Annotated in this window: 14 protein-coding genes; 1 reads left to right on the plus strand and 13 read right to left on the minus strand. The window is 35.5% G+C overall.

Going from position 1 to position 13,099, the window contains the following annotated elements; translation table 11 throughout:
* Positions 1-27: 27 nt before the first annotated feature.
* From C7D53_RS19745 to C7D53_RS19765, 5 genes are read right to left on the minus strand one after another with little or no spacing between them, the layout of a single operon-like run.
* Positions 28-540 (minus strand): GNAT family N-acetyltransferase, encoded by a 513-nt coding sequence (locus C7D53_RS19745; protein ID WP_106918120.1) that lies wholly within the window; start codon positions 538-540, stop codon positions 28-30.
* 2 nt (positions 541-542) lie between these two features.
* Positions 543-764: a PspC family transcriptional regulator gene (locus C7D53_RS19750; protein ID WP_034695702.1), complete on the minus strand. Its 222-nt coding sequence runs from the start codon at positions 762-764 to the stop codon at positions 543-545.
* Between the two features lies 1 nt (position 765).
* A complete protein-coding gene (locus tag C7D53_RS19755; protein WP_106918121.1) occupies positions 766-2,025 on the minus strand; it encodes a DUF2851 family protein in 1,260 nt (419 codons plus the stop codon).
* Positions 2,026-2,052: 27 nt separating this feature from the next.
* Positions 2,053-3,201 carry an N-acetyl-alpha-D-glucosaminyl L-malate synthase BshA gene (gene bshA, locus C7D53_RS19760; RefSeq protein WP_106918122.1) on the minus strand — a complete coding sequence of 383 codons (1,149 nt, stop codon included), beginning with the start codon at positions 3,199-3,201 and terminating at the stop codon, positions 2,053-2,055.
* Positions 3,202-3,227: 26 nt separating this feature from the next.
* A complete protein-coding gene (locus tag C7D53_RS19765) occupies positions 3,228-4,931 on the minus strand; it encodes a glycoside hydrolase family 3 protein (RefSeq protein ID WP_106918123.1) in 1,704 nt (567 codons plus the stop codon).
* 116 nt (positions 4,932-5,047) lie between these two features.
* Here C7D53_RS19765 and C7D53_RS19770 point away from each other — a divergent pair, with 116 nt between their 5' ends.
* Positions 5,048-5,581, plus strand: coding sequence for a hypothetical protein (locus tag C7D53_RS19770; protein WP_106918124.1), 534 nt, complete (start codon positions 5,048-5,050; stop codon positions 5,579-5,581).
* A gap of 326 nt (positions 5,582-5,907) precedes the next feature.
* Here C7D53_RS19770 and ribA read toward each other — a convergent pair whose 3' ends face one another.
* The 8 genes from ribA to C7D53_RS19810 all read right to left on the minus strand — a co-directional run bounded on the left by ribA (position 5,908) and on the right by C7D53_RS19810 (position 12,996).
* Positions 5,908-6,504: a GTP cyclohydrolase II gene (gene ribA, locus C7D53_RS19775; RefSeq protein WP_106918125.1), complete on the minus strand. Its 597-nt coding sequence runs from the start codon at positions 6,502-6,504 to the stop codon at positions 5,908-5,910.
* 18 nt (positions 6,505-6,522) lie between these two features.
* Positions 6,523-6,981 carry a hypothetical protein gene (locus tag C7D53_RS19780; RefSeq protein ID WP_106918126.1) on the minus strand — a complete coding sequence of 153 codons (459 nt, stop codon included), beginning with the start codon at positions 6,979-6,981 and terminating at the stop codon, positions 6,523-6,525.
* Positions 6,978-7,592 carry a DUF4254 domain-containing protein gene (locus tag C7D53_RS19785; RefSeq protein WP_106918127.1) on the minus strand — a complete coding sequence of 205 codons (615 nt, stop codon included), beginning with the start codon at positions 7,590-7,592 and terminating at the stop codon, positions 6,978-6,980. The genes C7D53_RS19780 and C7D53_RS19785 overlap by 4 nt, the downstream gene beginning before the upstream one ends.
* A 15-nt stretch (positions 7,593-7,607) precedes the next feature.
* A complete protein-coding gene (locus tag C7D53_RS19790; protein WP_065393432.1) occupies positions 7,608-7,823 on the minus strand; it encodes a twin-arginine translocase TatA/TatE family subunit in 216 nt (71 codons plus the stop codon).
* 31 nt (positions 7,824-7,854) lie between these two features.
* Complete coding sequence (locus C7D53_RS19795; RefSeq protein ID WP_106918128.1) at positions 7,855-9,417, minus strand: M23 family metallopeptidase; 1,563 nt, start codon at positions 9,415-9,417, stop codon at positions 7,855-7,857.
* Positions 9,414-10,259 carry a DUF4292 domain-containing protein gene (locus C7D53_RS19800; RefSeq protein ID WP_106918129.1) on the minus strand — a complete coding sequence of 282 codons (846 nt, stop codon included), beginning with the start codon at positions 10,257-10,259 and terminating at the stop codon, positions 9,414-9,416. Before C7D53_RS19800 ends, C7D53_RS19795 begins: the two co-directional genes overlap by 4 nt.
* 112 nt (positions 10,260-10,371) lie before the next feature.
* A complete protein-coding gene (locus tag C7D53_RS19805; protein ID WP_106918130.1) occupies positions 10,372-11,388 on the minus strand; it encodes a sugar phosphate nucleotidyltransferase in 1,017 nt (338 codons plus the stop codon).
* Positions 11,389-11,541: 153 nt separating this feature from the next.
* Positions 11,542-12,996 carry a lipopolysaccharide biosynthesis protein gene (locus C7D53_RS19810; protein WP_106918131.1) on the minus strand — a complete coding sequence of 485 codons (1,455 nt, stop codon included), beginning with the start codon at positions 12,994-12,996 and terminating at the stop codon, positions 11,542-11,544.
* Positions 12,997-13,099: the final 103 nt, after the last annotated feature.

Here is a 13,099-nt window from a genome sequence, read left to right on the forward strand (position 1 = left end):
CGCCGGATAGTTTCCGGCGTTTTATATTTAAGGATATACAATATCACAAATTTCTTTTTTAAGCTCCTCTACATTATCAGGAGAATAATTGGCAAGCAACCATAAGTTCAGGGATTGTTTTCCCTCGCCGTAACTTGGCTGTACATGAGTAGTATCAATCAGGCTGAAGCTATTTCTCTGGTAAAAAGAATAACGTCTTTTGGCATCTTCATTCAGATCCTCAGGCTCAATTTCCAAAATGATTCTTGGGTAGTTTTCCAATAAGTGTCCTATGATGTGAGATCCCAGTTTTTTACTTCTGAAAGTCTCAAATACTTCAAAATGTTCTACAAAAACAAAAGAGCTTAGCTCCCACAAGATGAGGTAGCCAATAGGTTCAGCCTCATGTACTACAGACATAAATTTTACTTTCGGATTTGAAAATAAATCTAAAAACTGTTCCTTATCTCTTTGTTCGTCTACAGGAAACGTGCTGATATAGGAAGAATAGATTTCCTGAACTCTATAATCCTCAGCAGAAGTAATTGGTAAAAATTCCATAATTATAAATCAAAGACGCTTGGTCTTCTTGTGATAAAAATATCTTTAATCCACAAAGTGAATGCCAAACCCAAATAAATCAAAAAGAAAAACCCGGCCGTGGCAAAAGTAGAGTAGATGAAGAAAATCCTTAATTTGGATACAGGAATTCCTAGCTTAGCACCTGTTCTCGTAAGAACACCAAACCATTCTCTTTCCATTTTATGTCGGATATTACTCAGCATTTCAAGATTCTTTTAAAAGTTTAAATCCAATACTGCAAGTTAAGCAATTTTTTTCGTCACATGAATTTTTATGGTGGTAAATCAGGCTCTGACTCTCCATGGCATTAGTAATAGAAACCCCAAGATTTTTCCATCCTTGAAGTATTGAATTTTTTTCAGCAGCCATATTTCTGTAGAATGTTATGATCTTATCGGTAATTTCCTCACAGTGATATTTGTGATACGTATATTTTAAAGGAAGAATAGAATTTAAGATCAGAAGATCCATAAAATCTTTGCTCAGCGTCTTAGGCTGAACTTTAGAAATAGTACCAAAATTAAAATGACAATCCCAGTATTCGGACGCTTTTATGGACTTAAAAATATTATACAGTTCATCCATACTTTCAGCGTTCATTATCTTTGAGAATAAATTCTGTTGCTGATAAAGATTTACAAGTTGGGATAATCGGATCGTAGGAAAATTGGGCGGGCGTAATCTTAAAAACTTAGGATGAAATTTTAAATCTGAGATATTGAATTTTGCCCTGATAAACTCAAATTCCTGTTTCCAGATCTTCATTTGGCCGTCTTTAGGGTGATCCAGCCAGTCGGAAATTCCAAATAATAAAGCTTCAAATTGTAATGGATTTTGGCGGATTTTATTAACAATACTGTAGTCAATACTTTCAGCAATCTGTCGAAAGATATGGGCGTTCACCTTTAATCCGAAAGAATAAGCAAGACTGTGAAATAAAACCGCCTCAAAATTATTTTTATACAGGATTAAACTCTGTTCAAGTTCCAATGATTTTTCTTCCAGTTTTCTCAAAATATTCGCCTCGTGGAAATTAACAGGAACTTTATCTTTGTTGAAAATATTTTCACAGGCAATGAACTGTTTTCCGTTGATGAGGTTATCATACTTCCCAAGAATATTCTCATCGATATAATTCTTTAGTTCCAGAGTAGGAACTTTTTTATCGGTAAGTGCATTAATATTAATGTCATGCTCAAATACGACATGAAGAATAATATTTTGATAATTGGGGTCTTGAGAATGATTATGAAAAATCCAGTCTGAGGACCGAACGTGCAGCTCTATATTTCCAGCCAGAACCAAGCTGTTGATTTTAATCTTTGCATCCAGAAAATCAGGACCGGCATCCTTATTCCATTTTCCGAATTGTATTATTTCAACGGAATTTCCTTCAATATCCTTGAAGTCAAAATATTTGAAAATCTTATAGTTCCAAAGATATTGAAGTAGTTTTTCCGTCATATGTGTGACGTAAATATAATAGAAATATTATACTTTCGTCAGCTCATTCTTAAAATTTTCTATGGTTGTTCTATACATTTTCTCATAGATAGGAAGAATGTTTTTCAAATCGAATTTTATTGCCTGATCTTTCGCATTTTGCTTCATTTTGGCTAAAAGTTCTTCATTGCTTAGTAGCTTGATGGTATAGTTGCTCATCGCCTCTACATTTCCAATTTCTGCAAGATATCCTGTTTCTCCCTGAATATTTACCTCAGGAATTCCTCCTGCATTTGAGCTGATCACAGGCGTGTAAGCCGCCATTGCTTCCAGGGCTGCAAGACCAAAGCTTTCTTGTTCTGACGGAAGAAGAAATACATCTGAAAGTTGTAAAATCTTATAAAGGTCATTTACTTTACCTAAAAGGCGGATTTTCGAGATAAGATCCGGGTTTTCTTCAAGGAACTGGTTTACTTTTTCCATATCAGGACCTTCCCCGATGATGATAAGCTTAGATTTTACCTTTTTTTCTACATTCTTAAAGATTTGTAAAACTTCATCCACACGTTTTACAGGACGAAGGTTGGATACGTGAATCAATATTTTTTCATCAGGATTGGCAAACTGTGTTCTTTGACATTCGGAACAGTCATCAAACTCAGAATTGTCAATAAAGTTAGTAATCACCTGGATTTCCTTTTTAATATTGAAAAACTGTAGGGTATCTTTTTTCAGACTTTCAGAAACAGAAGTAATGGCATCTGATTGGTTGATAGAAAATTCTACCGCATGTTTATAGCTTGGATGCTGCCCTACAAGCGTAATATCCGTACCATGCAATGTGGTTACCAATGGAATGTCATTATTATCTTCCTGTAGCATTTGCTTAGCTGTAAAAGCCGCATATGCATAAGGAATGGCATAGTGTGCGTGAAGCAGATCAAGCTTATAAAGATTAACAACCCTATAGATCATTGAACTTAACGCAATATCATAAGGCTGATATTGGAAAAGAGGATAGGTTTGAACATTTACCCTATGAAAGAAAATATTCGGGTTGGTAATGTCTAATCTTGCAGGAAGGGCAGAGCTTATGAAGTGTACTTCATATCCTTTATTAGCAAGGGACATTCCCAGCTCTGTTGCTACAATTCCGCTTCCACCATAGGTCGGATAGCAAAGTATGCCTATTTTCATTAGATTATTGTTGTTTTGATGTTGTATTATTTGGTATTCATGGAAGAAGTAGGATTGAGGTCCATACCCATTCCTGCTTTCAACTGGTCGTTAACCAATACGGGAAGTTTTCCCCAGATTTTTGTTTTTCCGTTTAAGGCATCAGCCGTAGCATTCATAGAGTCATCATTGTTTTCATAAGAAACAAGAACTGTAGAAACTTTTGAAATATCAATATCTTTTAAAGCATACGCACTTCCGAAGACATTAAGAATCACGTTTTGGCTTTTAGTAAGATCAGAAAGAATTTTCTTAGATTCTGCTGATATTTTATAAGGCTTGTAAGCGGTAGAATTATCCTTATGGAAACCTACAATTACTGTAGAACCTGTCGGAATTGTACTAATCTCACTAGCTTTTTTAATCATGACATTGGAGCCTAATCTGCTGGCAAAGGTTTTATATGAGGCTTCTTCCAAAGGAACATAATATACCTGTTTTCCGGAAACAGGAAGAAGTTTTTTATCATCCTTTATTAAAGTAAGGGCATTTGCATAAAGATTCTGAACCAATGTTTTATGAGAATCATTATTCAGATCGGCATTAATATTCTCAGGATTTTTTGGCGTGTATTGAGTAAGGCCAAGGAAATATTTTGTTAATAAAATTTTCTTTACACTTTCCTCTACTCTGGATTGAGAAATTTCTTTGTTATCTATTGCTTTTTGAATTAGCTTTTTCCCTTCAGAAACACCTTGGGAGAAAAGCATAATGTCATTTCCGGCTTTAAAGGCCAGAGCATCCAGTTCACCAGGTTTGTACTTGTTGGCTACAGCTCCCATATTCAGAGCATCCGTAATGATTAAGCCTTTATAACCCAGCTTATCTTTTAATAATCCGGTAATGATGTTTTTGGAAACAGAGGCAGGAATTCCTTTTCCGGATTCTAGACTGGGAACATATAAATGAGCTACCATAACGCCACCAATTCCTTTATCCATTAAGGCTTTGAAAGGAGCTAATTCTATTGAATTAAGTCGGTCCAGATTATGAGAAACCACCGGAAGATCAAGGTGTGAGTCTGTACTGGTATCACCATGTCCCGGGAAATGTTTGATGGCTGCTAATATATTATTGTCCTGAAGACCATTAGAGTAGGATAGCGCAGAGTTGATTACATTACTTACCTCAGAACCGAAACTTCTGTTGCCTATAATTGGGTTATTAGGATTCGTATTTACATCCACTACCGGAGCAAAATCCCAGTTAATACCCATTCTGTGACAATCCTCAGCTATTTTAGCAGACATTTGGTAGACCAGATTTTTATCCTGAATTGCTCCCAGAGTCATTGCCCATGGAAATTTATGAGCCGTTGCAATTCTCTGGAATAATCCCCATTCAGCATCCATTCCAATCATTAATGGGATCTTGGATTTCTGTTGAAATTCGTTGACCAGATTAATTTCCCTTGCAGCATCGTCCTGCATTAAGATTAAGCCTCCTATTTTGTCATTTGCAACAATACTTCTTACCTGGTTAATATAGTCTTCTCCTTTATTAGTATAAAGTGCAACAATAAAGAGCTGCCCTAACTTTTCATCCTGAGAAAGATTTTTGTACGTTTTATCCACCCATTGCTGAGCTTTTTTCAGATCTTCTTTGGACGCATTTTTTGGCTGATACTGAGCATTAGCCTTAGGACTTATTAATGCAACAATAAAGAGTGAAGTATATAATAATTTCTTCATGACTTTTTGAATAAGAACAAAAATACAATTAAAAAAATTGACGAAAACAAAGTTTTTGAAATTTTTGGTATATGATTTGAATACGCAATATAAATAATAACTAAACATTTATAAAAATGAAAAAAATTCTTCCATTTATACTTTTAGCTTTTGTAGGCTTATTTGTAATGAGCTGCGATAATAATGATAATGTTGTTGGTGACGGAGATACAATAAGCTTAATGAGAGATGTTACTGGAACTTTTAATAGCGCGAATACTTTTACTTTCTCACAAGGAATCAATATTGAGAGTACAGATGTAGTTTTGGTCTATAGAAGAGAGGGAAATCTTTGGCAACAAATTCCAAAAACATATTTCTTGGATGATGTAAGTGGCTTGCCTACCAATAGAGAACTAGATTATAATTTTAAATTTAATTCTCAAAATGTAAACATTGAATCAAGAGCAAATTTTAATCAGGCAACACAAGTTACATCTGATGAGATTGCTAGATACTTGGCAAACCAAACATTTAGAATTGTACTTGTTCCTGCGAATGGTGCCGGTTCTAAGAGCAAAAAAGTCAATGTAGACTATAGCGACTATAATGCAGTTGTTAAATATTATAATCTTAATGATTCTAATGTTCCATTGACAAGAGTAAATTAGTAAATATCTTTTCAGTTTTTTATAATTAAAAAAGTCCCAGGAGAAATCTTCTGGGGCTTTTGATTTTTTAAGAATAATAGTGAATAAGGGGTTGGAGCGGGAGCTATTTGTTTTTTCTTTCTCCGTATAGGTCTAAATAAAGCTATCCTTGCATTTTTTGATGAGACCGAGGTGTACAGTTGTCCAATAAAAAAGAAGCTTTAAAACGCCTGCTTAATGATGAAAAAATTATGTCCTGAAGTATATTCGGTTTTATAGACTGTATAAGGATTTAAAAACCTTACTCCAATAAAAAAGCCTCAGAAATTCTGAAGCTTTTATTTTATCTATTTATCATTGTCATCCAGAAGATGTCCAAAGAAATCTTTTTTTGTTTGCAGATAGCCTTTGCTTATTTCATTGGCCGGGATCTGTAATGGTATTCTTGAGTTAAGATGAATATTACTGTCAACCACATATTTTACCTTTTCAGGATTGTTGGTAAGCAGATTGATATCTTTTACATTCAACAGATTTAGGATTTCAATGGCTACTCCAAAGTTTCTGTCATCTGCAGGTAAGCCCAATTCAAGATTGGCTTGTACCGTATCGAGACCTTTTTCCTGAAGTGAGTAAGCTTTAAGCTTATTGATGATACCAATATTCCTTCCTTCCTGACGAAGATAAACTATAATTCCTCCGTTCTCGTGGGTATATTTCATTGCAGCATCCAATTGTTGGCCGCATTCACATTTTTTTGAATGGAAAACTTCTCCGGTAATACATTCCGAATGGAAACGAACATTTACAGGTTTAGAGAAATCTGTATTTTCTGCAACGATGGCCATATGAGGCATCCAGTCGTTTTCATTTTCGGAGAAAGCAATCATTCGGAAACTGCCGTGCTCTGTAGGAACATTGGCTTCCGCCTGAATTTTAATCATTGATAGTTCAATTAGTTTTTAACTTCCTGGTAAAGCATCTTCAATTACAGAAATATTGGTTTTTAAACGAACCAAATATCTGTTGAGAACTTCGTCATCATCTCTTTCAAGATTTTGTCTTTGCTTTTGAATTTTTTTGTATGATTTTTCGAAGCTTTTAAGTGCTCTGCTCTTTCCTGTAGAATTATTAGCGTCAATAGCATATAAATAATTCTGAAGACTGTATTTCAAGCTTGTTATCTCATCGTTCAGTCCATTGTTCTTAAACTTTGGAAAAGTTGAGATTATATTTGAAATTTCAGAAGCATTTACATTTTCCTTGATATTGATATTAAAGCTCTTTTTTGAGCCTCTATCAGAATCAGAGCCTTTTGTGTCACTATAAAAGTTATTTGACAGCGGAGAAAGGTTAAGCTTCTCCGTTGCGCAGGAAGATGTTAATATTATTAGTACTCCAAAAAAAACTAGTCTTTTCATTTCTGTTGCCCTTTTTGATAAAGGATTGGGTTAAGACTTTCATCATTATACATTTTCATTTGTTTGTATACTTTCATCTTAACGTTACCGTTCTCAATATCAGCAAGCAACTGATTTATAGAAGTTGATAGATCTTCTTTCTGGGTAAGCAGAACGTCCAGTTTTGCCTGGCAGTTATTTCTGTGTTCCTCAGAAGCAGATTCTCTATTGGCTTCTAATGACATGTGATAAACCTTTAATGCAAGAATTGATAATCTGTCCACTGCCCAAGCGGGAGTTTCTGTATTTATCTTTGCGTCAGGTTTAGGAGTTATATTTTCAAACTTAGTAAGGAACCAGCTGTCAATATATTCTACCAAATCAGTTCTTTTCTGATTGGAGGCGTCTATTGTTCTCTTGAGTTGAAGAGCTTCAGCCGGATCTATATTTTCATCTCTAATTATATCTTCCAGATGCCATTGAACGGTATCAATCCAGTTCTTTGCATACAAAATCCGTTCCAAACTATCTTTTTCGAACGGGTTATTAATTAGAGTGTTAACATCATCAGACACGTGATAGTCCTCAATGCATTGATTGAAGACTGTCCACGCAGTTTCAGTGAATTTCATTAATTCTAAGGAATTTTAGTTGCTGGAAGAATTATTGTTTGTTGTAGAAGACGATTTATTTTCAGAACCTGGTTTGTCTTCTTCTTTTACCGCATCTTTAAATTCTTTGATTCCTGAACCAACGCCTCTCATTAGTTCCGGAATTTTCTTTCCTCCGAAAAGTAGTACTAAAAGTATCGCTACAATTAGGATATGTTGCCAAGATAAGGCAAGTATTGTTAGTGTATTCATCTCTTAAAATTTTTACAAAGTTACACTTTTTTTAATATGCAATCCAACCGAGTGGGTCAACCGGTGTACTTCCGTTCCATACTTGGAAATCAAGAGTATAGGCCCCGTCAAAATCCTGTGCTACGGTTCCTACCGGAGTGCCTGAAGATACCTGCTGTCCTTTGGAAACACTTACGCTTCCCAGGTTGGAATAAATTGTAAAGTAACTTCCATGTTTAATGATGACCGTTTTTGTACCATCATTATTTGCTAATACAGAAGATACAGATCCCGGATACACAGATTTTGCACGTGTACCTGATGGTACGGAAATTTTTATTCCGTTATTTTCTTCGGTAATATTTTTGAAAACCGGGTGTGGCTGTCTACCGAAACGGTGAGTGATCTGGCCGGCTCTGTCTGTAGGGTAGCCTAATCTTCCTCTGTTTTCTGCAAAGCTATTTCCAGATGATGTAGAAACACCATAATTGGTCATTGCTTTAGTTTCTGCTGCTTTTTTATCTTCTTCTTTTCTTTTGTTAAGAGCTGCCTCTGCCGCTCTTGCAGCAGTCAGCTTTTCAGCTGCTTCTCTAGCTTTTGCAGCCGCTTCATCAGATGCTTTTTTAGCCGCAAGTTTTCTTGCTTCATCTTTAGCACTGGCTTCTGCTCTTGCAGCTTCTTCACTACGTTTTCTTTCCTCTTCCGCTCTTCTTGCAGCCAGTTCAGCCGCTTTCTTAGCTTCAGCTTCCGCTATTTTTCTTTCTCTTTCAAGTGCTTCAGCTCTTGCTTTGGCTTCCGCTTCAATTCTTGCTTTTTCTCTTTCTGCGGCTATTTTAGCTAAACGTATTTTTTCTGCCTCTGCCTTTCTTCTGGCTTCTTCTTCGGCCTTAGCTATTCTGATTTCCTCAGCAATAATTGATCGGATCTGGCCTTCAAGGGCTTTAGATTGAACCTGTTTTTGTTTCAGTTCAGCAGTAAGCTTTGATTCATTCTTTTTAAAGTCAGCTACCAGTTGCTCTTTCTGAGCTCTTTCTGTATTGATTGTTGCTAAGTCTTTCTGTTGGTTTACCAAAAGATTTTCTTTCTCCTTTACAGAATTTTGTTTCTGGGTGATTGATTTTTTGATCTGGTTAGCAGCATCAGAAATTTCTGCCGCTTTTTTATCCTGATAGTCTGCGTATTGCTTTAAATACTGTACTCTTCGAATGGCTTCACCTAGGTTTTTAGAAGAAAGAATGAAGGTTACTTTATTCTGTACCCCTTTATTTTTATAAGCATTTACCAAAACCTCAGCGTAATTCTTTCTAAGAACAGCCAATTCTTTGTTCTGACGGTTGATCTCAAGCTGACGCAGATAGATATCATCTTCAATAAATCTCTTTTCTTTCTGAGTATTATTGTAGACTTTTTCTCTTAAGACCAGCTTTTGATTAACGTTGGTAAGATAGGCTATGGAAAGTTTAGATTCGCTTCTGGTTTTAGCTAAATCTGTATTTATTTGTGCAATTTGTTTTTTAAGTTCGGCATTCTGCTTCTGCAGCTGTTCTTTCTTCTGCTGTCCCTGGTGCAGTCCAAACATAAGAACACCTATTAAAAAGCTAAATTTTTTAATCATTTAATCTCTATTTTCTTATAACTGGATGGTACAGAATAAGGTGTTTCCATCCTCGAAAAGTCAAATTTCGTATTTTCCAGTAAAATTTGACTAGATTTTGAGCCTTTTATAATTATTTTAACATTTTGAGGAAGTCGTATTCCGTTGTATTCATTCCAGTCGCTATAAGATATTTCCAATTCATCCGGGGATAAAACATCTTTTAGGTTGACGCTTAGCAGATCATAATTGGTGTCGTACTGGAGGGCAATTTTATACTCTCTGGTTTTTTCATCGGTTACAATTTTCTGATTTACATTGGACGCCATTTTATAACCCTGTGCGTTCTGAGTTAAGGTAAATTGCGAATCGCTGATCTTTACGAAAGTTCTTCCTAATAGAATTTTTTCCAGTGATTTATAGTCAATGAAGTTGACATTCAGTAGATTGTTCAGGTAATCGAAATCAGAGTCGATATAAGTTTTACTGGTTTTATCCTGTCCTTTTATTCCCTCCGGTGTGGCAATCCCTCTGGCTACATTAATGAATAAGGCTCTTAGATTCATCCAGACCTTTTTATCATTTTCAATGTAGATGGTAGCATCAAGTGTTGGTACAAAGCTGCCTGTTTCTACACGCACCTTACTGTCTATTTTGATTTGTTCAAATTTTGGCGGGATCAATACATGTTCGTAAAAGGTAAGTTTGTCTCTCACCGGTTGGTTTACGTCTTTTGGATTTTTGTTGTCCTCTGCGGTTGTAATACTATCCTTTGTACTTCCCGTACCATTTTTCACAGCATTACGGGTTTTACAGGATGATAAGGCAAGAAGCAATAAAAGGAGTGGGATCCAATTTTTCATGTATTTATCTTTTTCAATTAAAAGTACGGAGCAATATTAACGCCAAACCACACAAAACGTTTTTGTGTGGTTTGGTTATATCTTGTTTAAGTTAAATAAATTCTGATTTTACTTATTTAGAAAGAAAATCTAAAACAGAGTAATCTCCCAGGGAAATCTCTCTGGCCACTCCGAAATATTGTGCAGAGTTACCAATCATTGAGTTGGAAAGGTTACCATGATTGATTCTCGTGTTCTCCTGGATCAGGGAGTTTTCAATATTAGAATTGACAACCGTTGTATTATTTCCTAATGAAACTCCTGGTCCTACCTTAGAATTAGAGATTTTTACATTCTCTCCAATAAAGCATGGTGGAATAATTAGAGAATTTTCAATCACCGCTGAAGCTGGAAAATGAGTCATCTCTTCTTTTTCGTATGCAAGGATTTTGCTGTTGGTTTCTACCGTAGCATTCTTGTTACCACAGTCCATCCAGTCGTTTACTTTTCCTAAGGTAAACTTGGCTCCTTTTGCTCTTAAGTTTTCTAGGGCAGTGGTCAACTGATATTCTCCACCATTTTTAATATTATTTTCCATGATATAATTAATTTCATCCATTAGCTTTTCAGCGCTGTTGAAATAATAAATACCAATAATGGCAAGATCTGAAACAAAAGTCTGTGGTTTTTCCACAAAATCTGTGATGAAACCATAGTTGTCTAATTTAACGACTCCGAATGCAGATGGATCTTCTACACTTTTTACCCAGATTACCCCATCTGAATTTTTATCCAGTTGGAAATCTGCACGGAATAGGGTATCGGCAAAGGCAATCACCACATCTCCCTGCATAGATTGTTCAGCACATTTGATAGCGTGTGCTGTTCCAAGAGGGTCATTCTGATAATATATGCTTCCTTTTGCTCCTAATTTTTCGGCAATCTGAATAAGAGACTTTTCAATCTCAGCTCCAAAATCTCCAATGATAAAAGCTACCTCTTCAATTTCTTCTCCTGCAACTTTAGCAATATCCTCCACCAATCTCTGTACAATAGGTTTTCCTGCGATAGGAATAAGTGGTTTAGGAACTGTAAGTGTATGTGGACGTAATCTGGAACCACGTCCAGCCATTGGAACAATAATTTTCATAGATGATATAAAGATGTTTTTTTGTTAAATGTAGGTTATTTTTTCATTAAATATAATAATAAAAACGTTTCTTGAAAACGTAATACTTATCATGCTTAATGGTTTGTTTCGTATTTTTTTAAGCTTAATAGGTATCAAAAGAGGGACCAAATGCTAGGACTTCTTTATAATTTTAGATAGGATGGCTTTTTCCTTGAAAGCTACCAGGCAAAAGAAGAGTACCAAAAGAAGGTTTCCTACCAGATAATTGGTTCTGAACTCATAAAAAGATAGTAATGAACAAGCGATGGTAAAAGTTAAATACATTAATATCTTTCCAGTATTATAATGAATAGGATACTGCTTCTGCCCCCATACATAGGAAATGATCATCATGGACATGAAAGTAATTAATGCAGCCATAGCACTTGCCCAATACCCATACTCCGGAATGAAAAGGAAGTTGATAAGAATGGTAATACATGCTCCGATTACGGATATATACAAACCTACTCTTGTCTGGTCAGATAGTTTATACCATATAGAAAGGTTAAGATAAATACCCAGGAATAATGCCCCAAGCATTACGAACGGAATGATTTCAATCCCCTCATAATACAACGGATTTCTTAAATATTTTTCTGAAATCCATTGAAGATTCACCATAAGACCCATATAAATAATACAGCTGCAGATGACAAAAACATCCATCAAAACAGCATACGTTTTATGAGAATCTTTGTTCTTAAAACTGGAAAAGAAATAAGGTTCAATACCCAATTGGTAAGCTTGTCTGAAAACAGTAATAAAGGTTGCTATTTTATAAACAGCTCCGTACACTCCAATCTGATGGCGTGCTTCTTCTTCTGGGAGTAAATATTTTAAAAATTGTCTGTCAAGAGTTTGATTGACAATACCTGCTAACCCGGCAATCATAACCGGCCAGGAATAATTCATAATTCTCTTCCATAAGCTGAAATCAAATTTTGAAATGCTAAAGCTTAAAAATTCTTTTCCAACAATTAAAAGAGTAATGATACTTTGGATCAGATTGGCTATAAAAACGTACCCAACACCAAAATCGGGATTGTATTTTAAACCTAATATTCCCTCCGGATGATTAGGGAGCCATCTGATAAAGAACAAAACAAGAAGGAAGTAAACCACCGAGCCGGCTACCTTTGAAAACATATATTTAAAAGGTTTGCCCTGAAGCCTTAGTATGGCTGACGGAATTGTTGAGAAAGCGTCCAGTGATAGGATAAACAGGAAAATAATCAGGTAGTTGACCTGATCCGGAGTTTCAAAGGCCTCTGCCAGCTGAAACCTGAATACATATCCCAAAATAAGATAAATGAGCCCCATGCTGATGATACTTACCGAGCATGTGGAAATCAGTGTTTTCTTGTCTATATTATCTTCCTGTGCAAATCGGAAGAAAGAGGTTTCCATACCATGAGTAAGTAATACAGTAATTACTCCTGCAATGGAATACCAGTCTACAAACGGTGACGAAGCAGCAGGTCCGAAAGCTTTTGTGACAATCGGAGCGATAATAAAAGGGAAAATACGGACCAATACAGAACTAAGTCCATATACCGCTGTTTGCCCGAATAATTTCTTATACAATTCGAAAATTTTTATGCAAATGTAAATATTTAGAAATTGATTTATTACGAGTGATATCAAAATTCATTCATAAACCTTAATTTTGCTATTTATAGAAGCTAGA

Origin of the sequence: Chryseobacterium aurantiacum, from assembly GCF_003020585.1 — a bacterium.
In the GTDB taxonomy this organism is placed as follows: Bacteria; Bacteroidota; Bacteroidia; order Flavobacteriales; family Weeksellaceae; genus Chryseobacterium; species Chryseobacterium aurantiacum.

Excerpts from the sequence above, each read along its gene's own strand:
- C7D53_RS19765 (WP_106918123.1), bottom strand. The coding sequence starts at position 4,931 with ATGAAGAAATTATTATATACTTCACTCTTTATTGTTGCATTAATAAGT.
- C7D53_RS19800 (WP_106918129.1), bottom strand. The coding sequence starts at position 10,259 with ATGAAAAATTGGATCCCACTCCTTTTATTGCTTCTTGCCTTATCATCC.
- C7D53_RS19755 (WP_106918121.1), bottom strand. The coding sequence starts at position 2,025 with ATGACGGAAAAACTACTTCAATATCTTTGGAACTATAAGATTTTCAAA.
- C7D53_RS19785 (WP_106918127.1), bottom strand. The coding sequence starts at position 7,592 with ATGAAATTCACTGAAACTGCGTGGACAGTCTTCAATCAATGCATTGAG.
- C7D53_RS19805 (WP_106918130.1), bottom strand. The coding sequence starts at position 11,388 with ATGAAAATTATTGTTCCAATGGCTGGACGTGGTTCCAGATTACGTCCA.
- C7D53_RS19780 (WP_106918126.1), bottom strand. The coding sequence starts at position 6,981 with ATGAAAAGACTAGTTTTTTTTGGAGTACTAATAATATTAACATCTTCC.
- bshA (WP_106918122.1), bottom strand. The coding sequence starts at position 3,201 with ATGAAAATAGGCATACTTTGCTATCCGACCTATGGTGGAAGCGGAATT.
- C7D53_RS19790 (WP_065393432.1), bottom strand. The coding sequence starts at position 7,823 with ATGAATACACTAACAATACTTGCCTTATCTTGGCAACATATCCTAATT.
- C7D53_RS19750 (WP_034695702.1), bottom strand. The coding sequence starts at position 764 with ATGCTGAGTAATATCCGACATAAAATGGAAAGAGAATGGTTTGGTGTT.
- C7D53_RS19795 (WP_106918128.1), bottom strand. The coding sequence starts at position 9,417 with ATGATTAAAAAATTTAGCTTTTTAATAGGTGTTCTTATGTTTGGACTG.
- ribA (WP_106918125.1), bottom strand. The coding sequence starts at position 6,504 with ATGATTAAAATTCAGGCGGAAGCCAATGTTCCTACAGAGCACGGCAGT.
- C7D53_RS19745 (WP_106918120.1), bottom strand. The coding sequence starts at position 540 with ATGGAATTTTTACCAATTACTTCTGCTGAGGATTATAGAGTTCAGGAA.
- C7D53_RS19770 (WP_106918124.1), top strand. The coding sequence starts at position 5,048 with ATGAAAAAAATTCTTCCATTTATACTTTTAGCTTTTGTAGGCTTATTT.